Origin of the sequence: Paracoccus aestuarii (assembly GCF_028553885.1) — a bacterium.
GTDB classification, from domain to species: domain Bacteria; phylum Pseudomonadota; class Alphaproteobacteria; order Rhodobacterales; family Rhodobacteraceae; genus Paracoccus; species Paracoccus aestuarii.
Genome location: NZ_CP067169.1, coordinates 1,725,746 through 1,751,768, shown reverse-complemented (window position 1 = coordinate 1,751,768; position 26,023 = coordinate 1,725,746). Strand labels below are relative to the sequence as shown.

At 68.5% G+C, this 26,023-nt stretch carries 21 protein-coding genes; 12 read left to right on the top strand and 9 right to left on the bottom strand.

Annotated elements, in window-relative coordinates; genetic code table 11:
• Nucleotides 1–168: 168 nt before the first annotated feature.
• Nucleotides 169–2,742, top strand: a complete 2,574-nt coding sequence (pepN, locus tag JHW48_RS08975) for an aminopeptidase N (protein ID WP_272835582.1) — start codon at nucleotides 169–171, stop codon at nucleotides 2,740–2,742.
• A gap of 16 nt (nucleotides 2,743–2,758) precedes the next feature.
• The gene (locus JHW48_RS08970) at nucleotides 2,759–3,670 is read left to right on the top strand and encodes a 1-acyl-sn-glycerol-3-phosphate acyltransferase (protein WP_240637946.1); all 912 of its coding nucleotides are present in this window, start codon (nucleotides 2,759–2,761) and stop codon (nucleotides 3,668–3,670) included.
• Here the strand turns inward: JHW48_RS08970 and proB are convergent.
• Nucleotides 3,667–4,782, bottom strand: coding sequence for a glutamate 5-kinase (gene proB / locus JHW48_RS08965; protein WP_205961972.1), 1,116 nt, complete (start codon nucleotides 4,780–4,782; stop codon nucleotides 3,667–3,669). The two genes, JHW48_RS08970 and proB, sit on opposite strands and share 4 nt — an antisense overlap.
• On the bottom strand, nucleotides 4,770–5,804 hold the full coding sequence (obgE, locus tag JHW48_RS08960; protein WP_119887423.1) for a GTPase ObgE: 1,035 nt from the start codon (nucleotides 5,802–5,804) through the stop codon (nucleotides 4,770–4,772). Before obgE ends, proB begins: the two co-directional genes overlap by 13 nt.
• A gap of 109 nt (nucleotides 5,805–5,913) precedes the next feature.
• Between obgE and JHW48_RS08955 the strand changes: the two genes are divergently transcribed.
• From JHW48_RS08955 to eno, 3 genes are all read left to right on the top strand, one after another.
• Nucleotides 5,914–7,299 carry a protein adenylyltransferase SelO gene (locus tag JHW48_RS08955; protein ID WP_119887422.1) on the top strand — a complete coding sequence of 462 codons (1,386 nt, stop codon included), beginning with the start codon at nucleotides 5,914–5,916 and terminating at the stop codon, nucleotides 7,297–7,299.
• Nucleotides 7,300–7,374: 75 nt separating this feature from the next.
• The gene (locus tag JHW48_RS08950) at nucleotides 7,375–8,055 is read left to right on the top strand and encodes an endonuclease/exonuclease/phosphatase family protein (RefSeq protein WP_119887421.1); all 681 of its coding nucleotides are present in this window, start codon (nucleotides 7,375–7,377) and stop codon (nucleotides 8,053–8,055) included.
• 60 nt (nucleotides 8,056–8,115) lie between these two features.
• The gene (gene eno / locus JHW48_RS08945) at nucleotides 8,116–9,390 is read left to right on the top strand and encodes a phosphopyruvate hydratase (RefSeq protein WP_119887420.1); all 1,275 of its coding nucleotides are present in this window, start codon (nucleotides 8,116–8,118) and stop codon (nucleotides 9,388–9,390) included.
• Between the two features lie 30 nt (nucleotides 9,391–9,420).
• Here the strand turns inward: eno and JHW48_RS08940 are convergent, their stop codons facing one another.
• Nucleotides 9,421–10,833, bottom strand: coding sequence for an aminotransferase-like domain-containing protein (locus JHW48_RS08940; protein WP_119887419.1), 1,413 nt, complete (start codon nucleotides 10,831–10,833; stop codon nucleotides 9,421–9,423).
• 237 nt (nucleotides 10,834–11,070) lie between these two features.
• Here JHW48_RS08940 and JHW48_RS08935 point away from each other — a divergent pair, with 237 nt between their 5' ends.
• Nucleotides 11,071–12,189, top strand: a complete 1,119-nt coding sequence (locus tag JHW48_RS08935; protein ID WP_119887425.1) for a TRAP transporter substrate-binding protein — start codon at nucleotides 11,071–11,073, stop codon at nucleotides 12,187–12,189.
• 54 nt (nucleotides 12,190–12,243) lie between these two features.
• Here JHW48_RS08935 and JHW48_RS08930 read toward each other — a convergent pair whose 3' ends face one another.
• The 5 genes from JHW48_RS08930 to cobU all read right to left on the bottom strand — a co-directional run bounded on the left by JHW48_RS08930 (nucleotide 12,244) and on the right by cobU (nucleotide 16,948).
• A complete protein-coding gene (locus JHW48_RS08930) occupies nucleotides 12,244–14,031 on the bottom strand; it encodes a TRAP transporter large permease (RefSeq protein ID WP_272835581.1) in 1,788 nt (595 codons plus the stop codon).
• The gene (locus JHW48_RS08925) at nucleotides 14,028–14,657 is read right to left on the bottom strand and encodes a TRAP transporter small permease subunit (RefSeq protein ID WP_119885447.1); all 630 of its coding nucleotides are present in this window, start codon (nucleotides 14,655–14,657) and stop codon (nucleotides 14,028–14,030) included. The genes JHW48_RS08930 and JHW48_RS08925 overlap by 4 nt, the downstream gene beginning before the upstream one ends.
• 105 nt (nucleotides 14,658–14,762) lie before the next feature.
• Nucleotides 14,763–15,485: an adenosylcobinamide-GDP ribazoletransferase gene (locus JHW48_RS08920; protein ID WP_240637741.1), complete on the bottom strand. Its 723-nt coding sequence runs from the start codon at nucleotides 15,483–15,485 to the stop codon at nucleotides 14,763–14,765.
• Nucleotides 15,478–16,431: a nicotinate-nucleotide--dimethylbenzimidazole phosphoribosyltransferase gene (gene cobT, locus JHW48_RS08915; RefSeq protein WP_119885449.1), complete on the bottom strand. Its 954-nt coding sequence runs from the start codon at nucleotides 16,429–16,431 to the stop codon at nucleotides 15,478–15,480. Before cobT ends, JHW48_RS08920 begins: the two co-directional genes overlap by 8 nt.
• Nucleotides 16,418–16,948, bottom strand: coding sequence for a bifunctional adenosylcobinamide kinase/adenosylcobinamide-phosphate guanylyltransferase (cobU, locus tag JHW48_RS08910; RefSeq protein ID WP_119885450.1), 531 nt, complete (start codon nucleotides 16,946–16,948; stop codon nucleotides 16,418–16,420). The genes cobT and cobU overlap by 14 nt, the downstream gene beginning before the upstream one ends.
• 131 nt (nucleotides 16,949–17,079) lie before the next feature.
• Here cobU and JHW48_RS08905 point away from each other — a divergent pair, with 131 nt between their 5' ends.
• The 6 genes from JHW48_RS08905 (at nucleotide 17,080) to JHW48_RS08880 (ending at nucleotide 24,602) form a co-directional block, all read left to right on the top strand.
• Entirely contained in the window at nucleotides 17,080–18,681 is a 1,602-nt protein-coding gene (locus tag JHW48_RS08905) for a peptide ABC transporter substrate-binding protein (RefSeq protein WP_119885451.1), read from the top strand.
• A gap of 81 nt (nucleotides 18,682–18,762) precedes the next feature.
• A complete protein-coding gene (gene oppB / locus JHW48_RS08900) occupies nucleotides 18,763–19,686 on the top strand; it encodes an oligopeptide ABC transporter permease OppB (protein WP_119885452.1) in 924 nt (307 codons plus the stop codon).
• Nucleotides 19,687–19,690: 4 nt separating this feature from the next.
• Nucleotides 19,691–20,617: an ABC transporter permease subunit gene (locus JHW48_RS08895; protein ID WP_419182380.1), complete on the top strand. Its 927-nt coding sequence runs from the start codon at nucleotides 19,691–19,693 to the stop codon at nucleotides 20,615–20,617.
• A 1-nt stretch (nucleotide 20,618) separates the two neighbouring features.
• Entirely contained in the window at nucleotides 20,619–21,731 is a 1,113-nt protein-coding gene (locus JHW48_RS08890) for an oligopeptide/dipeptide ABC transporter ATP-binding protein (RefSeq protein WP_119885453.1), read from the top strand.
• Nucleotides 21,728–22,750, top strand: a complete 1,023-nt coding sequence (locus tag JHW48_RS08885; RefSeq protein ID WP_119885454.1) for an oligopeptide/dipeptide ABC transporter ATP-binding protein — start codon at nucleotides 21,728–21,730, stop codon at nucleotides 22,748–22,750. Before JHW48_RS08890 ends, JHW48_RS08885 begins: the two co-directional genes overlap by 4 nt.
• Before the next feature lies 1 nt (nucleotide 22,751).
• Nucleotides 22,752–24,602 carry an ABC transporter ATP-binding protein gene (locus JHW48_RS08880; protein WP_119885455.1) on the top strand — a complete coding sequence of 617 codons (1,851 nt, stop codon included), beginning with the start codon at nucleotides 22,752–22,754 and terminating at the stop codon, nucleotides 24,600–24,602.
• Here the strand turns inward: JHW48_RS08880 and JHW48_RS08875 are convergent.
• Nucleotides 24,599–25,975 (bottom strand): GntP family permease, encoded by a 1,377-nt coding sequence (locus JHW48_RS08875; protein WP_119885456.1) that lies wholly within the window; start codon nucleotides 25,973–25,975, stop codon nucleotides 24,599–24,601. The genes JHW48_RS08880 and JHW48_RS08875 overlap by 4 nt on opposite strands.
• Nucleotides 25,976–26,023 lie beyond the last annotated feature (48 nt).

The window sequence follows — 26,023 nt, the reverse complement described above, 5'->3', positions numbered from 1 at the left end:
TCTGCTTGTCTTTTGACCGGGTTAGCTTGCAGTCCTTGGCGCGTCACCGCCCGGCTGTCAATGCCGAGCCCCGATGCCCCGCCTTGCGAGCCGGCGTTCAGGCGATTAACACAGGGGAAAGGCCGGGGTTCCGCCCGACGGCCGGATTTTTGAGGAAAGGCGCTGACCATGTCCGCGACGAAACCGCAGCCCGTCCAATATCTTGCCGATTACAGACCCTGGCCGTTCCTGCTGTCGCAGACCCGGCTGGACATCACCCTGAGGCCCCGCGGAACCACCGTGCGGGCCGAATTGCACCTGGCCCCGCGCGACGGCGTGGTGGACCTGGAACTGGATGGCGGCAAGGGGCTGGATCTGGTCTCGATCGGCATCGACGGGCGGCCCCTGGACCCCGCCCATCAGCGCCGCGACGACGAAAGGCTGACCATCGCGGCGGCCGCCCTGCCCCGCGGCCCCTTCGTGCTGACCACCGAGGTCCGCATCGACCCCGAGGACAACACCGCCTTCGAGGGGCTCTATCTGTCCGGCGGGATCTTCTGCACCCAATGCGAGGCCGAGGGCTTTCGCCACATCACCTTCTATCCGGACCGCCCGGACGTGATGACGGTCTTTCACGTCACCTTGCACAGCGACCTTCCCGTGCTGCTGTCGAACGGCAACCCGGTCGCGCAGGCACCCGGACGCGCCGAATGGCACGACCCCTGGCCCAAGCCCAGCTATCTGTTCGCGCTGGTCGCGGGGGATCTGGTCGCGGTCAGCGACCGCTTCACCACCCGGTCGGGGCGGGACGTGGCGCTGAATGTCTGGGTCCGGCCCGGCGATCAGGGCCGCGCGGGATTCGCGATGCAATCGCTGATCCGGTCGATGGAATGGGACGAAAAGGTCTATGGCCGCGAATATGACCTGGATGTGTTCAACATCGTCGCGGTCGATGATTTCAACATGGGGGCCATGGAAAACAAAGGGTTGAACATCTTCAACTCGAAACTGGTCCTGGCCTCGCCCGATACTGCGACCGATACCGATTACGAACGGATCGAGGCGGTGATCGCGCATGAGTATTTCCACAACTGGACCGGCAACCGCATCACCTGCCGCGACTGGTTCCAGCTCTGCCTCAAGGAGGGGCTGACCGTCTATCGCGACCAGCAGTTCACCAGCGACCTGCGTTCCGCCGCGGTCAAGCGGATCGAGGATGTCCGAACCCTGCGCGCCCGCCAGTTCCGCGAGGATCAGGGCCCCCTGGCCCATCCGCCCCGGCCCGACCGCTACGAGGAGATCAACAATTTCTACACCGCCACGGTCTATGAAAAGGGCGCCGAGATCATCGGCATGCTGCGCGCCCTGGTCGGGCCCGAGGCCTATGACCGCGCGCTGACGCTCTATTTCGACCGACATGACGGCCAGGCCGCCACGATCGAGGATTGGCTGGCGGTCTTTCAGGACGCCACCGGCCGCGACCTGACCCAGTTCAAGCGCTGGTACACCGATGCCGGCACCCCCGTCCTGACGATGGAGGAGGACTGGGCCGATGGTCGCCTGACTGTCAGCTTCACCCAATCGACCCCGCCCACCCCCGGCCAGCCCGACAAGCCCGCCCGGGTGATCCCCATCGCCCTGGGCCTGATCGCGCCTTCGGGCGCCGAGATCCTGCCCACCACCCTGCTGGAGATGACGGAGGAACGGCAGGATTTCACCTTCGACGACCTGCCCGAGCGGCCGGTCCTGTCGGTGCTGCGCGGTTTCTCGGCCCCGGTGATGCTGCGCCGCGTGCTGGACGACCGGACGCGGGCGTTCCTGCTGGCCCATGACACCGACCCCTTCGCCCGGTGGGAGGCGGGGCGCGAACTGGCGCTGTCCGCCTTGGGCCAGATGGCCACGGGCGGGCAGGCGGGCGCGGATTTCGTCGATGCGATCGGCGCGCTGATCGCCGATGACGCCGCCGATCCGGCCTTCCGCGCCCTGTGCCTGGCCCTGCCATCGGAGGACGAGATCGCGACCCATCTGGCCGACCGCGACCTGACCCCCGATCCCGACGCGATCCATGCCGCGCGCGAGGCCTTGGCCCAACGCATCGCCCAGACCCATCAGGGCCTGCTGGCGGCGGTCTATGACGCGATGACGGTGGACGGCCCCTATTCCCCCGATGCCGATGCGGCGGCGCGGCGGTCGCTGCGCATCGCGGCGCTCGGCCTTCTGAACCGCATCGACGGCGGCGACCGGGCCGAGGTGCTGTTCGGCATCGCCTCGAACATGACCGAACGCATGGCGGCGCTGACCTGCCTGATCCGCATCGGCCGCGGCACCGCCGCCCTGCGCATGCTGGAGGAGGAGTTCGGCGACAACCGCCTGGTCATGGACAAGTGGTTCGCCGTCCAGGTCATGGCCGCGCCCCCCGACCGGGCGGTCGCGGTGGCCCGGGACCTGTCGCGCCGGGCGGATTTCGACTGGCGAAATCCCAACCGCTTCCGCGCGCTGCTAGGCGGGCTGGCGGCCAATCACGCGGGCTTTCACGCGGCCGACGGGACGGGCTATGCCTTCACCGCCGACTGGCTGATGCGGATGGATGCGGCCAATCCGCAGATCGCGGCGCGCATGTCCACCGCCTTCGAGACCTGGCCCCGCTATGACGCCCCCCGGCGCGCCCATGCGCAGGCCGCGCTGGAACGGATTGCCGCGGTCGAGGGTTTAAGCCGCAACACGCGCGAGATGGTGTCGCGCATGATCGCCGCCGGTCGGTGATTTTTGGGGGGATGTCATGTCCGAAAACCTGTCCGCCCGCGCCGAGATGCAGGCGCGCCTGGACCCGCTGATCGCCGAACGGGCGCCCTGGCTGTTCTCCGGTCGCCTGCATCACCGCGCCGCACGCCATGCGATGATGGCGCTGCTGCGCTATCCGCGCACCGTCCAGCTAGGGGCCGAGTTCCGTGACCTGCCCTCGGCCGAGATCTTTCGCCGCATGTCCGAGATGATCGTTCGCGACCTGACCGTCGAGGGGCTGGAGCATATCCCCGCCACGGGCCCCGCCCTGATCGTCGCCAACCACCCGACCGGCATCGCCGACGGCATCTTTCTGAACGCGGTGATCTCGCAGCTGCGCGACGATCTGTTCATCTATGCCAATCACGACATGGTCCGGGTCCTGCCGCAGATGATCGACATGATCGCCCCCGTCGAATGGCGGGTCGAAAAGCGCAGCCATGCCAAGACCCGCGCGACGATGGACTACACCCGCGACGCCATCATGGCGGGGCGGATCGGGCTGATCTTTCCCTCGGGCCGACTGGCGAAACGCCGCGGCCTGACGCTGACCGAGCGTCCCTGGATGGCCAGCGCGGCGATGATCGCGCGCAAGTTCGACCTGCCGGTGATCCCGCTGCGCATCCGGGCGCGCAATTCGGGGCTGTTCTATCTGTTCGACAGGCTGCATCCGACGCTGCGTGACGTGACGCTGTTCAACGAGGTGCTGAACAAGTCCCAAGCCAGCTATCGCGTGACCATCGGCGCGCCGATCCCCGCCGCCGAGCTGCCGCGCAGCAGCGACGAGGCGATCCTGGCGCTGCGGGATCATGTGCTGTCCCTGCCCGCGCCGGGCCCCGCCGCCGGGCATCTGGGCCCCGCGCGCAGCTGGCTGCGCCGTCAGCTGGCCCCCACGCCGGTGCGCGGCTAGGTCACCATGTCGTCGCGATGGACCAAGGCCGCGCGACCGGGATAGCCCAGGATCGTCTCGATTTGGGCGCTGTGATGGCCGGCGATGCGCCCCGCCTCGTCGGCGGTATAGCGCGTCAGCCCCGTGGCCAGCCTTTCGCCCCCCGGCCCGGTGATCGCCACCGGATCGCCGCGGCCAAAGGCGCCCTCGACCCGGGTGATCCCGGCGGGAAGCAGCGATTTGCCATGCGCCAGCGCGCGGGCGGCGCCGTCATCGACATGCAGCACGCCCTTGGGCTTCATTGCCGCGATCCAGCGCTTGCGCGCCAGCTGGGGGTCGGCCTCGGGCAGAAACCAGCTGGCCCGCGCGCCTTGGGCCACGGCGGTCAGCGGGCGCAGGACCGATCCTTCGGCGATGGCCATGGCGCAGCCGCCCGCCACGGCGGTGCGCGCGGCCATTAGTTTCGTCTTCATCCCGCCCTTGGACAGGCCCGAGACCGGGTCCCCGCCCATCGCCTCGATCTGGGGCGTGATCGCCTCGATCACCGGCAGGTGCCGCGCCGAAGGGTCGGTCTTGGGATTGGCAGTATAAAGCCCGTCCACATCCGACAGCAGCAGCAGCTGATCGGCCCCGCAGGTCACCGCGATCTGGGCGGCCAGCCGGTCATTGTCGCCAAAGCGGATCTCATCGGTGGCCACCGTGTCGTTCTCGTTCACGATGGGCACGACGCCCAGGGACAGCAGCGTCTGCATCGTGGCGCGGCTGTTCAGGTAGCGGCGGCGGTCGGCGCTGTCCTCCAGCGTCAGCAGGATCTGGGCTGTGGGCACGCCATGGGGCGCCAAGGCCTCCTCATAGGCGCGGGCCAGGCGGATCTGGCCCACGGCGGCGGCGGCCTGCGCCTGTTCCAGGGGCAGCGCGCCGGGCGCCAGCCCCAGCACCCGCCGCCCGAGCGCGATCGACCCCGAACTGACCAGCACCACGTCGCAGCCCCGCGCCCGCCACGCGGCCACGTCGTCGCACAGCCCCCGCAGCCAGTCGCCGCGCAGCCCGTCCGGCCCAACCAGCAGCGCCGATCCGATCTTGACCACCAGCCGCCGCGCGGCCTCCAGCCGGGGCGCGGTCACGGCTGCCAGGTTCCTTCCGGCGTCTCGGATGGCGCCGGCGCGCGCGAGGGCGCGACATGGGACCAGAGCGCGCGCAGCACCTCGGTCACCCCGGTCCGCGCCACGCCCGACATCAGCATGACCGGATGGCCCAGCTCGGCCTCGACCTGGGCGCGGCGTTCGGCGATCTCGTCATCGTCCAGCGCGTCGATCTTGTTCAGCGCGGTCACCCGGGGCTTGTCCATCAGGACGGGGGAATAGGCCTCCAGTTCGGTCAGGATGGTGCGCGCATCCTCGGCCGCGGTCTCGGAGGTGCCGTCGATCAGGTGCAGCAGCACGCGGCTGCGTTCGACATGGCCCAAGAACTGGTCGCCCAGGCCCCGGCCCTCGCTGGCGCCCTCGATCAGGCCGGGAATGTCGGCCATCACGAATTCATGCCCGTCTACCCCCACGACGCCCAGATTGGGATGCAGCGTGGTGAAGGGGTAATCCGCGATCTTGGGCCGCGCGTTCGACACCGCAGCCAGGAAGGTCGATTTCCCGGCATTGGGCAGACCCACCAGCCCCGCATCCGCGATCAGCTTCAGCCGCAGCCAGATGGTGCGCTCGATCCCCTCCTGGCCGGGATTGGCGGTGCGCGGGCTGCGGTTGGTGGCCGACTTGAAATGCAGGTTGCCCCAGCCCCCGTTGCCGCCCTTGGCCAGCAGCACGCGCTGGCCGACCTCGGTCAGGTCGGCGATGACGGTCTCCTCGTCCTCGTCCAGGATCTCGGTGCCGACGGGGACGCGCAGGACCACGTCATCGGCGGATTTGCCGGTCATCTGGCTGCCCATGCCGTGCTGGCCGGATTTCGCGAAGAAATGCTGCTGATAGCGGAAATCGATCAGCGTGTTCAGGCCCGGCACCGCCTCGGCCCAGACATCGCCGCCGCGGCCGCCGTCGCCGCCGTCCGGGCCGCCATATTCGATGAACTTCTCGCGCCGGAAGGACACGCAGCCCGCGCCACCCCCGCCCGAGCGGATATAGACTTTGGCGAGGTCGAGAAACTTCATGGCAGGGCTCCTTTTGCGGCAGCGGATACGCCCTTGCGGATCGTGGCGCAAGGGCGGCGGTCTGGCAATGCCGCAGCGGCTGCCTATGTTTGGATCAAAGGAGACCGCCATGATCCGTTTCGACAACAGCTATGCCCGGATGCCGCAGGGGTTCTTTCAGCGCGTGGACCCGGTGCCGGTGCGCGCGCCGCGCCTCTTGGCACTGAACGCCCCGCTGGCCGCCAGGCTGGGGCTGGACGCGGATGCGCTGGATGCGGCGATGCTGGCGGGCAACACCGTCCCCGAAGGCGCGGCCCCCCTGGCCCAGGCCTATGCGGGCCATCAGTTCGGCGGCTTCGTCCCGCAGCTGGGCGACGGCCGGGCGGTCCTGCTGGGCGAGGTCGTGGCCCCCGACGGGGCGCGCTTCGACATCCAGCTGAAAGGGTCGGGGCCGACGCCCTTCTCGCGCCGGGGCGACGGGCGGGCCTGGTTGGGGCCGGTCCTGCGCGAATACCTGGTCAGCGAATACATGGCCGCGATGGGCGTGCCCACCACCCGCGCCCTGGCCGCCGTGGCCACGGGCGAGACGGTGCTGCGCGAAGGCCCCCTGCCCGGCGCCGTCCTGACCCGCGTGGCGGCCAGCCATATCCGCGTGGGCACGTTCCAGTATTTCGCCGTGCGCGGCGATACGGATGCGCTGGCGGCACTGACGGATCACGTCATCGCCCGGCATTACCCGGATGCGGACGGGCCCTTGGCGCTGCTGGATGCGGTGGTGGCGGCCCAAGCCCGCACGGTGGCGCGCTGGATGGGGCTGGGCTTCATCCACGGGGTGATGAACACCGATAACATGGCCATCTCGGGCGAGACGATCGATTACGGCCCCTGCGCCTTCATGGACGGCTATCACCCCGGCACGGTCTTCTCCTCAATCGACCGCCAGGGGCGCTATGCCTGGGCCAACCAGCCCAATATCGCGGTCTGGAACCTGGCCCAGTTCGCCACATGCCTGATCCCCCTGATGGGCGAGGAAGGCCCCGCCGTCGAGGCCGCGACCGAGGCCGTGCACCGCTTTGCCCCCCTTTATCAGCAGGCCTGGATGGAGGGGTTCGGCGCCAAGCTGGGCATCGATGGCGACGCGCATCGCCCGGTGATCGAATCGCTGCTGCAGATGATGGCCGTCCAGCGGGCCGATTTCACTCGCGTCTTCGCCGGGCTCGCCTGCGGGACGGCGCGCGACGAATTCACCGACCGCGGGGCCTTCGATGACTGGGCGCGCGGCTGGCGGGCGCTGGATCCCGACCTTGGCGCGATGGCCCGCGCCAATCCGCGCCGCATCCCGCGCAACCACCGCATCGAACAGGCCATCGCCGCCGCCGTCGCGGGCGATATGGCCCCGTTCCAGCGGCTGTCGCAGGCGCTGATCCACCCGCTGGAGGATCGCGCCGAATGGGACGACCTGGCCCGCCCGCCCTTGGCCGGCGAAGCGGTGCATCAGACCTTTTGCGGCACCTGAATGGCGGCGCGGTGAACCCGCCCTTGCGGTTGCCGCGTTCCTGTCCATGATCGCCTGCAAGACCGCGGAGACCGGATGCTGAAGCTCGCCAGCTACAACCTGCACAAATGCCGCGGCATGACCGGCCCGCATGCACCCGAACGCAACCTGGCCGTGATCCGCGCGCTGGACCCCGACATCATCGCCCTGCAGGAGGTCGATTTCCGCTATGGCGTCCGCCCCGAGGCCCTGCCGCGCAAGCTGATCCAGGCCGAGACGGGGCTGGTCCCCGCCGACATCTTCGGCACCACGGAAAGCAGCCTGGGCTGGCACGGCCAGACCATCCTGATGCGCCCGCATCTGGCTGCGCAGGCGGTGCTGCGCCGCCTGCCTTTGCCGGGGCTGGAGCCGCGCGGCGCCATCGCCCTGCGCCTGCCGGGGCTGACGGTGATCGGGGCGCATCTGGGCCTGGCGCGGTCCTCGCGCCGCGCGCAGCTGGCGCGGATCACCGCCCAGGCCGCCCGCATCGCCGAGGATCACATCGTCCTGATGGGCGATTTCAACGAATGGCGCGACGACCGGGGCCTGGAATCGCTGGCCGGGTTCCGGGTGATCGCGCCGGGGCCCTCCTATCCCGCGCCCCTGCCCCAGCTGCGGCTGGACCGCATGGCGCTGACGCGCAATCTGGACGTGCTGGAAACGGGCGTCTTCACCCAGGCCGGCGCGCGCGAGGCGTCGGACCACCTGCCGATCTGGGCGCGCATCAAGCTGCCGTGATCATTGCGGAACCGGCCCCGCGCCGCTAACAAGGCGCCGAGCATCAACCGGAGTGCCCCAATGACCGCCATCATCGACATCTTCGCCCGCGAGATCCTGGACAGCCGCGGCAACCCGACCGTCGAGGTCGACGTCACGCTGGAGGACGGCACGATGGGCCGCGCGGCGGTCCCCTCGGGCGCATCGACCGGCGCGCATGAGGCGGTGGAAAAGCGCGACGGCGACAAGGCGCGCTATATGGGCAAGGGCGTGCTGGAGGCCGTGGCCGCCGTCAACGGCGAGATCGCCGAGAACCTGGTGGGCGAGGACGCGACCGAGCAGCGCGCCATCGACACAATGATGATCGAGCTGGACGGCACCCCCAACAAGGCGCGCCTTGGCGCGAACGCCATCCTGGGCGTCTCCATGGCGGTGGCCAAGGCCGCGGCGGATGCGACGAACCAGCCGCTCTATCGCTATGTGGGCGGCACGGCCGCGCGCATCCTGCCGGTGCCGATGATGAACATCATCAATGGCGGCGAACATGCCGACAACCCGATCGACATCCAGGAATTCATGATCATGCCCGTCGCCGCGGAAAACATCCGCGAGGCCGTGCGCATGGGATCCGAGATCTTTCACACGCTGAAGAAGGAGCTGTCGGCGGCGGGCCTGTCCACCGGCATCGGCGACGAGGGCGGCTTTGCCCCGAACCTGTCATCCACCCGCGACGCGCTGGACTTCATCCTGAAGGCCATCGAGAAGGCCGGCTACAAGCCCGGCGACGACATCATGCTGGCCTTGGACTGCGCCTCGACCGAATATTTCAAGGGCGGCAAGTACGAGATGAAGGGCGAGGGGAAATCCCTGTCGCCATCCGAGAATGTCGATTACCTGGCCGCGCTGTGTGACGCCTATCCGATCCTGTCGATCGAGGATGGCTGCGCCGAGGATGACTGGGACGGCTGGAAGATGCTGACCGACAAGCTGGGCGACCGCATCCAGCTGGTGGGCGACGATCTGTTCGTGACCAACCCCCGCCGCCTGGCCGAGGGCATCGAGAAGGGCTGCGGCAACAGCCTGCTGGTCAAGGTCAACCAGATCGGCACCCTGTCGGAAACGCTGGACGCGGTGCGCATGGCCGACCGCGCGGGCTTCACCAGCGTGATGTCGCACCGTTCGGGCGAGACCGAGGATGCGACCATCGCCGATCTGGCCGTCGCCACCAATTGCGGTCAGATCAAGACCGGCTCTCTGGCCCGGTCCGACCGGCTGGCGAAATACAACCAGCTGATCCGCATCGAGGAGATGCTGGGCGCCACCGCGGAATATGCGGGCCGGTCGATCCTGCGCTGAGACTTGGGCGGCCGGGGCGATCCGGCCGCCTCAATCCCCCGCATCGGGGGATGACGCCACCAGCTGCGCCAGGCTGCGCAGCGCGACCTCCAGCCGGTCGCGCGGCATCCGGCAGTTCAGCGCGATGCGCACCCCCTGGGGCAGCGCCACGCCCTGCCCCGCGAAATCCGAGGCCGGGCGCACGATCACCCCCGCCGCCGCCGCCCGCGCCACGAAATCCACCGCCTGCCAGCGCGGCGGCAAGGGCAGCCACAGCACCGGCACGCCGGGCTGGCTGCGCAGGCCCGCCCCGCCCAGGATGTCCTGGGCCAGGGCCAGCCGATCCTCGACCAGCGCCTGCACCTCGACCGCGATCCGCGCCCCGTCGCCCGACCGCAGCAGCCGCGTGACCAGCCCGGTGATCGGCTGCGACAGGCCCATATGGCTGTGCTGGGCGGCGACGCGGCCCGCCTGGCCCATCCCCTCCGGGCAGAGCAGGATGCCAAATCGCAGCCCCGCCGCGATGATCTTGGACAGGCTGGTGACATGCCAGACCCGTTCCGGCGCCAAGGCGCGCAGGCTGGGGGGCATGCCCGCCCCCGGCGCGGGGGCATAGCATTCATCCTCCAGGATCTGCAGGTCATGGCGGCGGGCGACGGCGACGATGGCGGCGCGGCGATCCTCGCCCATCCCGGCCAGGGTCGGGTTCTGGGCCGATGGCGTCAGGCAGACCAGCCGCGCGCCGCTGGCCCGCGCGACCCGGTCCAGCGCCTCGGGGACCATGCCCTGATCGTCCAGCGCCACGGGCAGCGTGCGCGCCCGCATCAGCCGCGCGGCATGGGCGATGCCGGGATAGGTCAGCGCCTCGACCATGACCTGCGGCGCCTGATCGGCCAAGGTGATCGCCATGACCAACGTGATCGCGTGCTGGCCGCCATGGGTCAGGACCAGATCCCCGCGCAGCACCGGCCCCAAGGCCCGCCCGCCCAGCCAGTCCGTCGCCGCGTCCCGGCAGTCCTGGTCGCGGCTCAGCGGCGTGTAATCCAGCAGATCGGCATCCAGATCGGCGGCCAGCGCCGTCAGATGCCGCGCCAGGACCCGCGCCTGCCCGCAATCGGGCAGCTGCGGGATGCGCAGATCCACCAGGTCCGACTGGCCCGCCGGATGATCCAGGCTTTCATAAAGCAGCGGCTGCGGTGCAGGCCGCGGCGGCCGGGGCGCGGCGATGAAGCTGCCGCGCCCGACATGGCTTTCGACCACGCCCTCGGCCGCGGCGACCTGATAGGCGCGCGCCACCGTGCCGGGCGTCACCTTCAGCCGCCAAGCCAGATCGCGCATCGGCGGCAGGCGCGTCCCCGGCGCCAGCTGGCCCGACCGCGCGGCCTCGCGCAGGGCATTGGCCAAGGCGCGGAACTTGGGGCCGGGCTGGCCGGTCAGGTCGGGCTGCCAATCCTCGATCCCCATCTGTGGTTCCTTTCCGTGGGCTGTCAGCCTTGTGTTAATGCGCGGGAAATGCGGGCACAATCACCCGCCGCCCGCGCCGTGCCCCGGACATGCGAAAATATCGTCGGCGGAAAGGCGCTCGGCACTCGACAGATCGGGAACCGGGGCTAAACTGCCCCGCATGCCGGGCGGGCAGACCAGGGGTCAGAGGGGCCCCCCGCCCCGAGCGGAGGAGAAAGAATGACTGAACGCAAACCGCTGGACCGCCGGTCCTTTCTGACGCGCGCCTCGATCGGGGGTGCGGCCGCGGCTGCAGGGACCGTGCTGGCGGCCCCCGCCATCGCGCAGGAGGCGCCGCAGATCACCTGGCGCATGGCCTCCAGCTTTCCCAAGTCGCTGGACACCATCTATGGCGGCGGCGAGGAGATGGCCGAACGCCTGGCCGAGGCCACCGATGGCCGCTTCCAGATCCAGGTCTTCTCGGCGGGCGAGATCGTCCCCGGCCTCGACGCGATCAACGCCACCGGCGACGGCACGGTCGAATGTTCGCATTCGGTGGGCTATTACAACTGGGGCCGCGACCCGGCCTTTGCCTGCGGGGCGGACCTGCCCTTCACCTTCTCGGCCCGGGCCAAGAACGCCTACAACTATCACGGCGGCGGCATCGACCGCTACAACGAGTTCCTGGACCAGTACAACCTGATCAGCTATCCCGGCGGCAATACCGGCGTGCAGATGGGCGGCTGGTACCGGCGCGAGATCAACAGCCTGGCCGACCTGCAGGGGCTGAAGATGCGCATTCCGGGCCTGTCGGGCCGGGTGCTGGAAAAGCTGGGCGTCGTGCCCCAGCAGATCGCGGGCGGCGACATCTATCCCTCGCTGGAACGCGGCACGATCGACGCGGCCGAATGGGTCGGCCCCTATGACGACATCAAGCTGGGCTTCCAGCGGGTCGCGCCCTATTACTACTATCCCGGTTTCTGGGAGGGCGGCCCGACGGTCAGCTTCTTCGTGAACAAGGGCCAATGGGACCAGCTGCCCGAGGGCTACAAGTCGGTCTTCCGCACCTGCGCGCAGGCCGTGGACCAGAACATGCTGGCCAAGTACGACTATCTGAACCCGACCGCCCTGAAGGAGCTGGTGGCCACCGGCGCCCAGCTGCGGTCCTTCAGCGAGGAGATCCTGGAGGCCTCGTTCCAGGCCGCCCAGGAGGTCTATGCCGAGGTCTCGCAGGAGAACGAGTCCTTCAAGACCCAGTACGAGGCGATGCTGCAGTTCCGTGACGACTGGTATCTATATCAGCAGACGGCGGAATACACCTTCGACACCTTCATGATGATCCAGCAGCGCAATGGCGGCCTGGTCAGCGAAGGCTGATCGCGCGTCACCGAATGCCAAGGGGGCCGGCGATCGCCGGCCCCCTTTTCCGTGTCAGTTTCCACCCAGACCCGGCGGCGGGCCGCCCAGGCCCAGCCCGCCACCCAAGCCACCGCCCGGCGCGGGGGCCGCGGGCGTGGCGGGGCTGGCCGGCTGGCCGAAGGGCGATCCGCCCAGCCCCCCGAGCGTGCCGACGCCGCTGCCCCCTTGGCTGGCCCCGCTGCCGCCCAGGCCCCCCGATGCGGGGATCTGGATGCGGATGGTGGACGTATCGACCGCCGGGCCGCGGTAATGCATGACCATGCGGGGCATCATCACCACCGCCGCGATCATCACCAGCTGCAGCCCCACGAAGGGCACCGCCCCGCGATAGATGTTCAGCGTGGTGATCGCGTCCATCATCTTTCCCGTGACCTTGTCGCGGTATTCCCGGCGCGGCGCGACCGATCGCAGATAGAACAGCGCGAACCCCACCGGCGGCGTCAGGAAGGATGTCTGCATCGTCATCGCCAGGATCACCCCGAACCAGACCAGATCCACCCCGAGCGCATTGGCCGCCGGGATCAGCAGCGGCACGATGACGAAGGCCAGCTCGAAGAAGTCCAGAAAGAAGCCCAGCACGAAGATGATCAGGCAGGCAAAGATCAGGAACCCCGTCTGCCCCCCGGGCAGCGCCGTCAGCAGGTCGCGCACCCAGATATGGCCGTTGACCGAATAATAGGTCAGCGAAAAGACCGTGGCCCCGATCAGGATGAACATCACGAAGGCCGACAGCTTGACCGTCGACAGCAGCGCCTGGTTCATCACGTCGAAGGACAGGCGCCGCTTGGCCGCGGCCAGGGCCATGGCGCCGACGGCACCCATCGCGCCGCCCTCGGTGGGCGTGGCGATGCCCAGAAAGATGGTGCCCAGCACCAGAAAGACCAGCGCCAGCGGCGGGATCATCACGATGATCACCTGCCGCGTCATCGGCGACAGGATGTTCGTGCCCAGTCCCCGGTCCAGCAGCGCCAGGACCAGCAGGACCAGCACCGCGCAGGCGGCGGCCCAGATGCCGGCATTGGCGATGCCCGCGCCCTCCATCCAGGCGCGGCCCAGCCAGAAGGCCGCGACGCCCAGCACCGCCACCGCGACCAGCGACCAGCCGCCCGATCCCAGCATCCGCGCCTCGGGCGGCAGGGCGGGCATGGCCCGGGGCCGCAGCAGCGACAGGACCAGCACATAGGCCATGTAGACGCCGACCAGCGCCAGCGCAGGCACCATCGCGGCGCGGTACATGTCGCCCACCGACCGGCCCAGCTGATCGGCCAGCACGATCAGCACCAGCGAGGGCGGGATGATCTGCGCCAGCGTCCCCGAGGCCGCGATGACCCCGGTCGCCAGGCTCTTGTCATAATTGTAGCGCATCATGATCGGCAGTGAGATCAGCCCCATCGAGATGACCGAGGCCGCCACCACCCCGGTCGTCGCCGCCAGCAGCGCACCGACCAGGATCACCGCATAGGCCAGGCCCCCGCGCACCGGGCCGAACAGCTGGCCGATCGTGTCCAGCAATTCCTCGGCCATGCGGGACCGTTCCAGGATGATGCCCATCAGGGTGAAGAAGGGGATGGCCAGCAGCGTGTCGTTGCGCATCACGCCGAAGACCCGGTCGCCGAGCGCGCCCAGCAGGTTCCAGCCCAGGTTCACCTGGTCCGACAGCGGCGTCAGGAACACCCCGAAAAAGAAGAACAGCAGCCCGTTGGCCGCCAGCGCGAAGGCGATCGGATAGCCGAACAGCAGAAACGCCACCATCGAGAAGAACATGATGGGCGCAAGGTTATGGGCGATGAGGTCGATCACGCGCGGCTCTCCGGGTCGTCGTGGCGGTTGGTCCCGGCCAGGTCGTGATCGCGGGCGGCGGTCATCAGCCCGGCCTCCTTGCCGGCGGCGTCATGGGGGTTGGTATGGTGATGGGGGTCGGGGATCAGGCCGCGCATGACGGCGATCTTCTTGATCAGCTCGGACAGGCCCTGGATGAACAGCAGCGCGAAGCCCAGCATCAGCACGCCGCGTGCGGGCCACAGCATCAGCCCGCCCGCATTCATCGAGATCTCGCCCCCGCGCCAGCTGCGCAGGAAGACGGGCCAGGTCAGATACAGCATGATCGTGGTGAAGGGCAGCAGGAAGAACAGCGTGCCGATCAGGTCGATCCAGTGCTGGACCCGGCGCGACCAGCGGCCATAGATCACGTCAATGCGGATATGCTCGTTCTCCAGCAGCGTCCAGGCGGCGGCCAGCATGAAGGCGCCGCCGAACAGATACCACTGCGCCTCCAGCCAGGCGTTCGAGGACAGGCTGAACAGCTTGCGCGAGATGGCGTTTCCGGCGCTGACCAGGATGGCCAGCAGGATCAGCCAGGCCACCGACCGGCCGATCACGGTTGTAAGGCGGTCGATGCCGCGCGACAGGGCCAGCAGGCCGCCCATGTTATCCCCTCCCTCAGAACGCCGCCCGTGTTGGTCCGGGCCAGCGCGTCCAAGCGGTATGGTGCAGGCCGGGGCGTCGGGTCAAGGATTTCCGCCGCGCTGACGCTAGGTCGAGAGGGCCATGCCGACCAGCGCCGCCGTCTCGGCCGACAGGATCGCGGCGCCCAGCACGTCGCCCGTCTGACCGCCCAGCAGGCGCCGCGCCCGCAGCGCCACCGCCAGCCCCGCCAGCGCCCCCGCGACCACCCCGGCCAGGCCCGCGACAGGCCCCGGCGCGGTCAGGATCAGCGCCGCCGCGCCGATCACCAGCGCCGCCGCCACGGCGCGAAAGGACGGGCGCCCGGCGCCATGGCCCAGCCCGTCGCCCCGCGCCGGGGGCAGGCCGCGCATCAAGGCCACCGGCACCGCCCGCCCGAAGGCCGCCGCGCCGATCAGCGCCCATGGCCCGACCGCCGCCAGCGCCGTCAGCCGGATCGCCAGCGCCGCGACCAAGGCCGCCGCGCCAAAGCTGCCGATGGTCGAATCGCGCATGATCCGCAGCCGGTCCTCGGGCGTGCGCCCGCCGCCCGCATCGGCGAAATCGGCCAAGGCATCCTCGTGCAGCGCGCCGGTCAGCCAGCAGATCAGCGCCAGCGTCAGCGCCGCGGGCAGCAGCCCCGGCCCGGCCAGCGCCATGGGCGCCACGGCCAGCGCCGCGACCGCCAGGCCCGCCAGCGGAAAGGCCCAGGCCGCATCGGCCAGGGGCAGGACGCGCGGCGGCAGCCATCGGCCCAAGGGCAGGCGCGTCAGAAAGACCAGCGCCAGGATCAGCTGATGCAGCCTAGCCAATCCCGGCCTCGGCAAAGGTGGCCATGCCGTCATGGCATTCCAGCGCCGCGCGCAGCACCATCAGGGCCACAGCCGCGCCCGTGCCCTCGCCCAAGCGCATGTCCAGCGACAGGACGGGGCGCATGGCCAGGGCGGCGATCAGGCGGCGGTGGCCCGGCTCGGCGCTTTCATGGCCGATCAGGCAATGCTCCAGCGCCTGCGGGTCGTCGCGGGTCAGGACCGCCGCCGCGGCGGTGCAGATGAAGCCGTCCAGGATCACCGGGATGCGCAGGTCGCGCGCGCGCAGGATCGCGCCGCAGATCGCCGCCTGTTCGCGTCCGCCAAAGGCCAGCAGCGTGTCGCGGGTGGTGACGGTGACATGGCGGGCCAGCCCTTCGGTCACCACGCGCTGCTTGGCGGCCAGCATCGCGCCATGGGCGCCGGTGCCGGGGCCGACCCAGTCCTCGGCCCGGCCGCCGAAGCTCGCCGCCGCCAAGGCCGCCGAGACGGTGGAATTGCCGATCCCCATCTCGCCCAGCAGCAGGATCTGGGCATCAGGATCCACCGCATCCGCGCCGCGTGCCATGGCCGCGTCCAGCTCGGCCCCGGTCAGGGCGGGGCCTTGGGTGAAATCGGCGGTGGGGCGGTCCAGATCCAGCGCCTCGACCTGCAGGCGGGCATCCGCCGCGCGGCAGAGCTGGTTGATCGCCGCCCCGCCCGCCGCGAAATTGGCGACCATGGCCGCGGTCACCTGCGGGGGAAAGGGCGTGATCCCTTGGGCCGCGACGCCGTGATTGCCCGCAAAGACCAGCGCCTGCGCCCGGTCGATCCGCGGCCGCGCCCGGCCCTGCCAGCCGGCCATGAAGACGGCCAGCTCCTCCAGCCGGCCGAGCGATCCCTGCGGCTTGGTCAGCTGGTCCTGGCGCGCGCGGGCGGCATCGGCCGCTTCCGTATCAAAACTCGTCATCGAAATCGTCCTTTCGGGGTTTCAACCGCAGCGGCAGTCCCGCCACCGCCATCCAGACCTGGTCTGCCGCCTGCGCCACAGCCTGATTCATCCGCCCGTGATCGTCGCGGAAGCGGCGGGCCAGCGCATTGTCGGGAACGATTCCCTGACCCAATTCGTTGGTGACCAGGATAACAGGACAGGACTGCTGACGTAACGTCACCACCAGCGCGCCAAAATCCGCCGATCCCATCGCATTCGCCATCCATAGCGTCAGGCAATCGACCAGCCGCACCCCCTGCCCGTCCGTGCGCACCAGCGCGCCTGCCAGGTCCAACGGCTCGTCGACCGTGGTCCAGGACCCGCCGCGACGGTTTTGATGTTCGAGGATTCTTTGCGCCATCTCGGCATCGCCCGGCTGTGCGGTGGCGATATAGATCAGGGGCATTGCATGGCGTGCAGCCAGCCGTTCGGCCAAGGCCGACTTGCCCGACCGCGCGCCCCCGGTCACCAGCGTGATCTGTCCCCGATCCTTCATGCGCGCCTGTTTTCCACAGCCGCCCGCCGGGGGCCAGCGTGAAACGCCGCTTGCCGAGCCGCGCGCTTTCAATAAACCTGCGCTCCATTCCGGTGCGACACGACACCGACACACAACTTGGAGGAGTTGGGATGACCAAGTTTCTTGCGACGACCGCGCTGATCGGCGCGCTGGCCATGCCCGCATTCGCGGTCGAGGTGGCCGAGGGCGACACGCTGGCCGAAAACCAGTATTTCAACTACTGGCTGCTGGACGCGATCAAGTCGCTGGACCCGGCGCTGAACACCGATGTCGAAGGCTCGGCCTCGATCCGGTCGCTGTTCGAGGGGCTGATGAACGAGGACGCGCAGGGCGAGATGGTCCCGGGCGTGGCCGAAAGCTTCGAGGTCAGCGATGACGGCCTGACCTATACCTTCACGCTGCGCGAGGCCAACTGGTCGAACGGCGAGCCAGTGACGGCCGAGGATTTCGTCTATGGCTGGCAGCGCGTGGTCACGCCCGAGACGACCTCGGAATATGCGTGGTACATGGAGCTGATGAACGTGGTGAACGCCACGCAGATCGTCGCGGGCGAGATGGACCCGTCGGAACTGGGCGTGCGCGCCGTGGACGACCGCACCTTCGAGGTGACGCTGACCACGCCGACGCCCTTCTTCATCAACACCCTGTCGCATGTGACGACCTTCCCGGTGCCCCGCGCCGTGGTCGAGGAACATGGCAATGCCTGGACCCAGCCCGGCAACATCGTCGGCAACGGCGCCTATACGCTAGCCAGCCACAATCTGGGCGTCGAGATCGTCTTCCAGAAGAACCCCGAATACTGGGACGCCGACAATGTCGTGATGGAGACCGTGCGCGGCATCACCGTCAATGACAGCAACGTCGCCCTGACCCGCTATCAGGCGGGCGAACTGGACCGCGTGCAGATCCCGGCCGGCCAGTATCCGCGCCTGGCGCAGGAATCCCCCGACGAGGCGATCTCGGTCCCGCGCGGCTGTTCCTATGCCTATGTGTTCAACCTGTCGGACAAAGGCCCGGAGGCCCTGAAGGACCAGCGCGTGCGCGAGGCGATGGCCCTGTCGCTGAACCGCGAGGTGATGGTCGACCAGATCCTGCAGGGCGGCCAGCGCCCGGCCTATAGCTGGACCCATTGGGCCATCGCGGGCTTTGCCGAACCCTCCGAGACCTTCGAGGACATGCCCTACGAGGATCGCGTGGCCCGCGCGCGCGAATTGCTGGAGGAGGCAGGCTACGGCCCGCAGAACCCGGTGCGCCTGTCGCTGCAGTACAATACCGACGAAAGCCACCGTCTGCTAGCCGTCGCGGCCCAGCAGTTCTGGCGCCCGCTCGGCATCGAGGTGACGCTGAACAACGTCGAATGGGCCGTCCATACCGACCGCCTGCAGAACCAGGACTTCGAGATCGCGCGCTATGCCTGGTGCGCGGATTACAACGAGGCCTCGACCTTCCTCGACTGGTTCCGCACCGACGGCTATAACAGCGGCAAGTGGTCCAACGCGGAATTCGACGAATTGCTGGTCGAGGCCCGCACCGCCGATGACACCGCGCCGCTCTATCAGCGCGCCGAGGAGATCCTGGCCGAGGAGGTCCCCGCGGTCTGGGTCTATCACTATTCGCTGAACGAGATGATCAGCCCCGCGATCAAGGGCATCCCGCGCGAGAACCTGCTGAATACCTGGTACGCGAAAGACCTTTATCGCGTCGAGCAGTAAGCGCATCATCGCGCATGAACGGGCCGGGGCGGTTCGCTGCCCCGGCCTTTGGTATTCACATCCGCAGGAAAGGTCCCCCGCGTGTTCGCATTCATCCTGCGGCGGCTGGCCGTGGCTATTCCCACGCTGCTGCTGCTGATCATCTTCTCGTTCATCCTGATGAGCGTGGCGCCCGGCGGCCCGTTCACCGGGGAACGTGCCCTGCCGCCCGCCGTGCTGGCCAACCTGGAGGCGCAATACGGGCTGAACGACCCGCTCTGGCTGCAGATCTGGAACTATCTGGTCGCGGTGGTCGTGCATTTCGATTTCGGCCCCAGCTTCGTCTATCCCGACCGCAGCGTGAACCAGCTGATCGCCAACGGCTTTCCCGTGACGCTGACCTATGGCGGGACCTCCTTCGTGGTGGCGGTCGTGACCGGCGTGGCCTTGGGCGTCGCCGCGGCGATCTGGCACAATACCTGGCTGGATTACCTGGCCGTCGGCATCTCGATCGGCGCGCAGGTGCTGCCGAACTTCGTCATGGCGCCGCTGCTGGTTCTGGTCTTCACGCTCTGGTACCGGCTGCTGCCCGGCGGCGGGTGGTCGTTCAACGATCCCAGCTTCTGGATCATGCCGGTGATCGCGCTGTCGACCAGCTACATGGCGTCCATCGCGCGGATCACCCGGTCGTCGATGTTGGAGGTGCTGGGTTCGAACCACATCCGCACCGCGCGCGCCAAGGGGATGCCCGAACATCGCGTCATCCTGCGCCATGCGCTGAAGCCCGCGATGCTGCCGGTGATCAGCTATCTGGGGCCGGTCTTCGTGTCGATGATCACCGGGTCGGTGGTCATCGACATCTATTTCTCGACCGGCGGCATCGGCAAGGCCTTCGTCGATTCCGCGCTGAACCGCGATTATGCGGTGATGATGGGCGTGACGATCCTGATTGGCGCGCTGACCATCCTGTTCAACCTCATCGTCGACGTGCTCTATGCATGGATCGACCCCAAGATCAGGTACTAAGGTCATGGTGATCGATCAACAGAAGATGCAATCCCTCTCGGCCCGCATGGTCGAGGCCGAGGTCAAGGGCCGCAGCCCCTGGGCGGACGCCCGCAAGCGGTTCCTGCGCAACAAGGCCGCGATGCTGGGCCTGACGATCCTGGTCCTGGTGACGCTCTTCGCGGCGCTTGGCAACCTGGTCGCCCAATGGTCGGGCGAGGAGCTGGATTTCAGCATCATGGGCCGGGTGGCCGAACTGGGCGGCCCGTCGCTGTCGAACGGCCATTACTTCGGCACCGACAATCTGGGTCGTGACCTCTTCGCGCGCACCGTGCAGGGCACCCAGATCAGCCTGATGGTGGGCGTCGTGGGCGCCGCCATCGCGGTGATCGTCGGCACGCTCTATGGCGCGACGGCGGGCTATGTCGGCGGGCGCACCGACCAGATCATGATGCGGGCGGTCGATATCCTGATGTCGATCCCCTACATGTTCGTGCTGATCCTGCTCTTGGTGATGTTCGGGCGGTCCATGTCGATGCTGTTTCTGGGCATCGGCCTGATTTCCTGGCTCGATATGTCGCGCATCGTGCGCGGCCAGACGCTGTCCTTGAAGAACCGCGAATTCATCGAGGCGGCCCGCGCCACCGGCGTGTCCTCCTTCCGCATCATCATCCGCCATATCGTCCCGAACCTGCTGGGCGTGGTCGCGGTTTATGCGACGCTGCTGGTGCCGCTGATGATCCTGACGGAAAGCTTCATCAGCTTTCTGGGCCTTGGCGTGCAGGAACCGCTGACAAGCTGGGGGGCGCTGATCTCGGAAGGCGCGGGCACGATGAATTACGGCACGCTGTGGCAGCTGGCCTTCCCGCTGTTCTTCTTCGTCATCACCCTCTTCGGGTTCTTCTTCGTGGGCGACGGCCTGCGCGATGCCCTCGACCCCAAGGAGCGCTGACATGGCCCTTCTCGAACTGCGCGGCCTGTCGGTCCGCTTCCAGACCAACGATGCCGAGGTCCGCGCCGTCAACGACGTCAACCTGTCGGTCGATGCGGGCGAGACCTTGGGCATCGTCGGCGAATCGGGCAGCGGCAAGTCGCAGCTGTCCTTCGCGATCATGGGCCTGCTGGCGCGCAACGGCGCGGCCTCGGGCAGCGTTCGCTTCGACGGGACCGAGATCCTGAACGCCGCCCCCAAGGTGCTGAACCGCATCCGTGCGGAAAAGATCGCGATGATCTTTCAGGACCCGATGACCTCGCTGAACCCCTATATGCGGGTGGCCGACCAGATGGCCGAGGTGCTGACCCTGCACAAGGGCCTGTCCAGGCGCGAGGCGGTGGCGGAATCGGTGCGCATGCTGGACGCGGTCCGCATCCCCGATGCCAAGGGCCGGGTGCGGCTTTATCCGCATGAATTCAGCGGCGGGATGCGTCAGCGCGTGATGATCGCGATGGCGTTGCTGTGCCGCCCCAAGCTGTTGATCGCGGATGAGCCGACGACCGCGCTGGACGTGACCGTGCAGGCCCAGATCATGGCGCTGCTGTCGGATCTGCGGCGCGATTTCGGCATGGCGATGATCCTGATTACCCATGATCTGGGTGTCGTGGCCGGGTCCTGCGAACGCGTGGCTGTGATGTATGGCGGCCGCATCCGGGAAACCGGGCCGGTGCGCCCGATCTTCGCCGATCCCGCGCATCCCTATACCCAGGGCCTCTTGGACGCGATCCCCCGCGTCGATCAGGATGACGAGGAGCTGCGCGCCATTCCCGGCCAGCCGCCCAACATGTCGCGCCCGCCCTCGGGCTGCGCCTTCGAGCCGCGCTGCCCCTATCGCGGCCCCGATTGCGCTGTGATCGACCCCCCGCTGGAGGATTTCGCCCCCGGCCGTGCCCGCGCCTGCTTGGCGCCGCTGGACCAGATCCGCGCCCGCCGCATGCAGGCCGACCCGCAGCCCGACCTGGTCGCTGCGGGCGACGCGGGCCTGCCCGACGAACACCTGCCAGATGGCGCCGTCGCCGGTGCCGGTGCCGCCGGCGCCACGCCCACCCCCGGACCCGAGGCCAAGCCATGAGCGATCTTCTGACCGTGCGCGACCTGCGCGTCACCTTCCAGATCCGGCGCGAGGGCGCGATGCCTTGGTCCGCGCCCCAGCCCCTGCGTGCCGTGAACGGCGTCGATTTCGCGCTGGCCCCGGGCGAGACCTTGGGCGTCGTCGGCGAATCCGGCTGCGGGAAATCGACCTTGGCCCGCGCCCTGATCGGGCTGGTTCCGGCCACCGGACAGGCGGAATGGATCGACGGCAAGGACCTGCTGGCGATGACGCCCCGCCAGATGATGGCCTATCGCCAGGACATCCAGATGGTCTTCCAGGACCCGCTGGCCAGCCTGAACCCGCGCATGACCGTGGGCCAGATCATCGCCGAGCCTCTGACCACGCACCGCCCCGACCTGCCCCGTGCCGAGGTCCGCGACCGGGTCAAGGCCATGATGGAAAAGGTCGGCCTGCTGCCCAACCAGATCAACCGATACCCGCACGAATTCAGCGGCGGCCAGTGCCAGCGCATCGGCATCGCCCGGGCCCTGATCGTGGAGCCGAAGCTGATCATCTGCGACGAGCCGGTCTCGGCGCTGGATGTCTCGATCCAGGCGCAGGTGATCAACCTGCTGATCCGCCTGCAAAAGGAGCTGGGCCTGGCGCTGATCTTCATCGCCCATGATCTGTCGGTGGTGAAGCATATCAGCGACCGGGTCATGGTCCTCTATCTGGGCAAGGTGATGGAGACAGGGCCGGTCGCCGCGCTCTATGGCGCGCCGCAGCATCCCTATACGCAGGCGCTGCTGTCGGCGGTCCCGGTCCCCGACCCGACGATCGAGGCGGAAAAGACCATCGTGCCGCTGAAGGGCGACCTGCCCTCGCCCATGAACCCGCCCTCGGGTTGCGTCTTCCGCACTCGCTGCCCCCGGGCCGAGGCGCGCTGCGCGGCCGAGGTGCCGGTGCTGGCACCCGGCGATCATCAGGTGGCCTGCCATTTCCCCGGCCCCCTGACCGAGGCCGAGATCGCCCGCGCCCGCCGGACCGAGGCCGCCTGAGATGCCGCCCGACGCGCCGAAATCCCCCGACTTTTCGGCGCGTTGGGCGGCCTTGCGCAACATTCCGCCCTTTCTGGCGATGGTCTGGCGGGCCGCGCCGGGCCTGACCTTGGCCATGGTCGCGCTGCGCCTGATGCGCGCGGTGATGCCGGTCGCGATGCTGTGGATCGGCAAGCTGATCATCGACCAGGTGGTGGCCCTGTCCGGCACGCCCGGCCCCGAGACGCTGCGCGACTGGTGGGACAGCGGGCTGGCCGATACGCTGATCTGGCTGGTTGCGCTGGAGCTGGGGCTGGCCGTGGCGCAGGACGTGCTGGGCCGGCTGGTCGCCTATGTCGATGCGCTGCTGCAGGAAAAGCTGGTCATCGACATCTCGATCCGGCTGATGGATCATGCGGCGGGCCTCGACCTGGCCAGCTTCGAGGATGCCAGCTTTCAGGACCGCCTGGACCGCGCCCGCCGCCAGACCATGGGCCGCATCCCCTTGGTCAATCAGGTCATGCAGCAATTGCAGGACGTGGTGACGGTGGCCAGCTTCGCGGCGGGGCTGATCCTCTACAATCCCTGGCTGGTGGTGCTGCTGGCGGTCGCGCTGATCCCGTCCCTGCTGGGCGAGATGCATTTCAACGCCCGCAGCTATGCGCTGAACCATGCCCGCGCCGCAGACCGGCGGGAACGCGACTATCTGCGCATGATCGCGGCCACGTCGGAAACCGCGAAAGAGGTGAAGATATTCGGCCTAAGCCCTTGGCTGCGCGACAGATATCTGACGCTGGCCCGCCGCTTCTATGTCGAGAACCGCGCGATCCAGCGCCGCCAGCTGTCGGTCATGGCGGTGCTGACCGCGCTTGGCACGCTGGCCTATTACGCGGCCTTCCTGTGGATCATCGCGCGGACGCTGACGGGCACGCTGACGCTTGGCGACCTGACCTTCCTGTCGGGCAGCTTCCTGCGGCTGCGCGGCCTGCTGGAGGGGCTGCTCTCCAGTTTCTCCAGCATGGCGGGACAGGCCATGTATCTGGACGACCTGTTCGATTTCTTTACCGCCGTCCCGGCCATCGCCTCGAAGCCGGATGCCATCCCGGTGCCGGTGCCGATCCGGCAGGGCTTCCGCTTCGAGGATGTGGGCTTCCGCTATCCCGGCCGCGAGGCCTGGGCCGTGCGGCACATGACGCTGGATCTGCACGCGGGGGAGACCGTGGCGCTGGTGGGCGAGAACGGCGCGGGCAAGACCACCATCGTCAAGCTGCTGGCGCGGCTCTATGACCCCGACGAGGGGCGGATCACGCTGGATGGGCGCGACCTGCGGGATTATGACCTGGAGGAGCTGCGCGCGGCGATCGGGGTCATCTTTCAGGATTTCGTCCGCTATGCGGTGACGGCGGCGGAAAACATCGCCATCGGCCGGATCGACGAGCGCGAGGATCGCCCGCGCATCACCGCCTCGGCCGAACGGGCGCTGGCCGATCAGGTCATCGCCAAGCTGCCCTTGGGCTATGACCAGATGGTCGGCAAGCGCTTTGCCCGCGGGCTGGACCTGTCGGGGGGCGAATGGCAGAAGCTGGCCATCGCGCGGGCCTATATGCGCGACGCCCAGCTGCTGGTCCTGGACGAACCCACCGCCGCCTTGGATGCCCGCGCCGAATACGAGGTCTTCCAACGCTTCCGCGACCTGACGCAGGGGCGGATCGCGCTGCTGATCTCGCACCGGTTTTCCAGCGTGCGGATGGCCGACCGGATCATCGTGCTGGAGGGCGGGCGCGTCCAGGATCAGGGCACCCATCAAGAATTGCTATCCCGGCCAGGGCGTTACAGGGAACTGTTCGAATTGCAGGCCCAGGGCTATCGCTAGAGGACGCTGCCCAGCAGGATCACCAGCACCGTCGCCAGGACCGGGATCAGCACCGCGACGACGAAGATGTCGGCATAGCTCTTGCGATGGGTCAGCCCGCAGATCGCCAGCAGGGTGATGACCGCCCCGTTATGGGGCAGCGCGTCGAACCCGCCCGAGGCCAGCGATGTGACCCGGTGCATCAGCTCCATGCTGACGCCTTGGGCCTGGCCCATCTGGGCGAATTGCGCGCCCAGGGTGTCCAGCGCGATGGACATGCCACCCGATGCCGATCCGGTGATCCCCGCCAGCACGTTGACCGCCACCGCCAGCGAGGCCACCGGATTGCCGGGAAAGAGGCCCAGCACCGCATCCCGGATCACCAGAAAGGCGGGCAGCGAGGCGATGACCGCGCCATAGCCCACCTCGGAGGCCGTGTTGAAGATCGGCAGCAGCGCGCCGATCGTGCCCGCATTGACGCTTTCGCGCAGATCGGTGAAGCGCCGGAAGTTCAGCGCGATGGCCAGGCAGATCGAGGCGACCAGCGACAGGATGATCGCCCAGATCCCCGCGACGGCCGACAGGTCGGTCTCGCCATAGTGCGGCAGGGCCAGGTAATCGGCCTGCATGGCGGGAAAGACCAGCCAGGTCAGCGTGGCGTTCAGCGCGATCACCGTCACCACCGGCAGGATCGCGATGGCAAAGGGCGGCAGGTCGCTGTCCTCGGGCAGGGTCGCGTCGGCGGCGGTGGCGGGGTGGTCGCCATACCCCTCGCCCCGGGCGGCGCGCACCCGGCGGTTCAGCCAGATCGTCCCGCCCGCCAGCATGATCCCCCCCGCCAGCAGCCCGTAAAGCGGCGCGGCAAAGACATTGGTGCCGAAGAAGGGCATCGGGATGGCGTTCTGGATCGCGGGCGTGCCCGGAAAGGCCGTCATCGTGAAGGTGAAGGAGCCGAGCGCGATCGAGGCCGGCAGCAGCCGCTTGGGGATGTCGGCGCGCCGGAACAGCGCGCTGGCGATGGGATAGACCGCGAAGGCCACCACGAAGAGCGACACGCCCCCATAGGTCAGCACCCCGCAGGACAGCACCACCGCCAGGATCGCCCGATCCGGTCCGAGCCGCGCCATGATCCATTCCGCGATGGACCGCGCCGCCCCGCTGTCGGCCATGATCTTGCCGAAGATCGCCCCCAGCATGAACAGCGGGAAATAGGTGATGACATAGCCGCCGAGCGACCCCATGAAGACCTGGGTATAGGTCGCCAGCAGCGGGATCCCCCCCGACATAGCCACCGCCAGCAGCGACAGGATCGGCGCCAGGATCAGCACGTTGATCCCGCGATAGGCCAGATACATCAACAGGATGAGTGAAAGAAATATTCCCGCGAGGCCCATCGGCGCATCCCCTGCAACATGATCGCGGGGACCGTTTCAGGCCGCGGG

Coding starts and splice junctions, on each gene's coding strand:
- JHW48_RS08880 (WP_119885455.1), top strand. CDS start 22,752: ATGCCGCCCGACGCGCCGAAATCCCCCGACTTTTCGGCGCGTTGGGCG.
- JHW48_RS08895 (WP_419182380.1), top strand. CDS start 19,691: ATGGTGATCGATCAACAGAAGATGCAATCCCTCTCGGCCCGCATGGTC.
- JHW48_RS08950 (WP_119887421.1), top strand. CDS start 7,375: ATGCTGAAGCTCGCCAGCTACAACCTGCACAAATGCCGCGGCATGACC.
- pepN (WP_272835582.1), top strand. CDS start 169: ATGTCCGCGACGAAACCGCAGCCCGTCCAATATCTTGCCGATTACAGA.
- cobT (WP_119885449.1), bottom strand. CDS start 16,431: ATGACGAGTTTTGATACGGAAGCGGCCGATGCCGCCCGCGCGCGCCAG.
- eno (WP_119887420.1), top strand. CDS start 8,116: ATGACCGCCATCATCGACATCTTCGCCCGCGAGATCCTGGACAGCCGC.
- obgE (WP_119887423.1), bottom strand. CDS start 5,804: ATGAAGTTTCTCGACCTCGCCAAAGTCTATATCCGCTCGGGCGGGGGT.
- JHW48_RS08925 (WP_119885447.1), bottom strand. CDS start 14,657: ATGGGCGGCCTGCTGGCCCTGTCGCGCGGCATCGACCGCCTTACAACC.
- cobU (WP_119885450.1), bottom strand. CDS start 16,948: ATGAAGGATCGGGGACAGATCACGCTGGTGACCGGGGGCGCGCGGTCG.
- JHW48_RS08940 (WP_119887419.1), bottom strand. CDS start 10,833: ATGGGGATCGAGGATTGGCAGCCCGACCTGACCGGCCAGCCCGGCCCC.
- JHW48_RS08955 (WP_119887422.1), top strand. CDS start 5,914: ATGATCCGTTTCGACAACAGCTATGCCCGGATGCCGCAGGGGTTCTTT.
- JHW48_RS08875 (WP_119885456.1), bottom strand. CDS start 25,975: ATGGGCCTCGCGGGAATATTTCTTTCACTCATCCTGTTGATGTATCTG.
- JHW48_RS08970 (WP_240637946.1), top strand. CDS start 2,759: ATGTCCGAAAACCTGTCCGCCCGCGCCGAGATGCAGGCGCGCCTGGAC.
- JHW48_RS08885 (WP_119885454.1), top strand. CDS start 21,728: ATGAGCGATCTTCTGACCGTGCGCGACCTGCGCGTCACCTTCCAGATC.
- JHW48_RS08890 (WP_119885453.1), top strand. CDS start 20,619: ATGGCCCTTCTCGAACTGCGCGGCCTGTCGGTCCGCTTCCAGACCAAC.
- JHW48_RS08905 (WP_119885451.1), top strand. CDS start 17,080: ATGACCAAGTTTCTTGCGACGACCGCGCTGATCGGCGCGCTGGCCATG.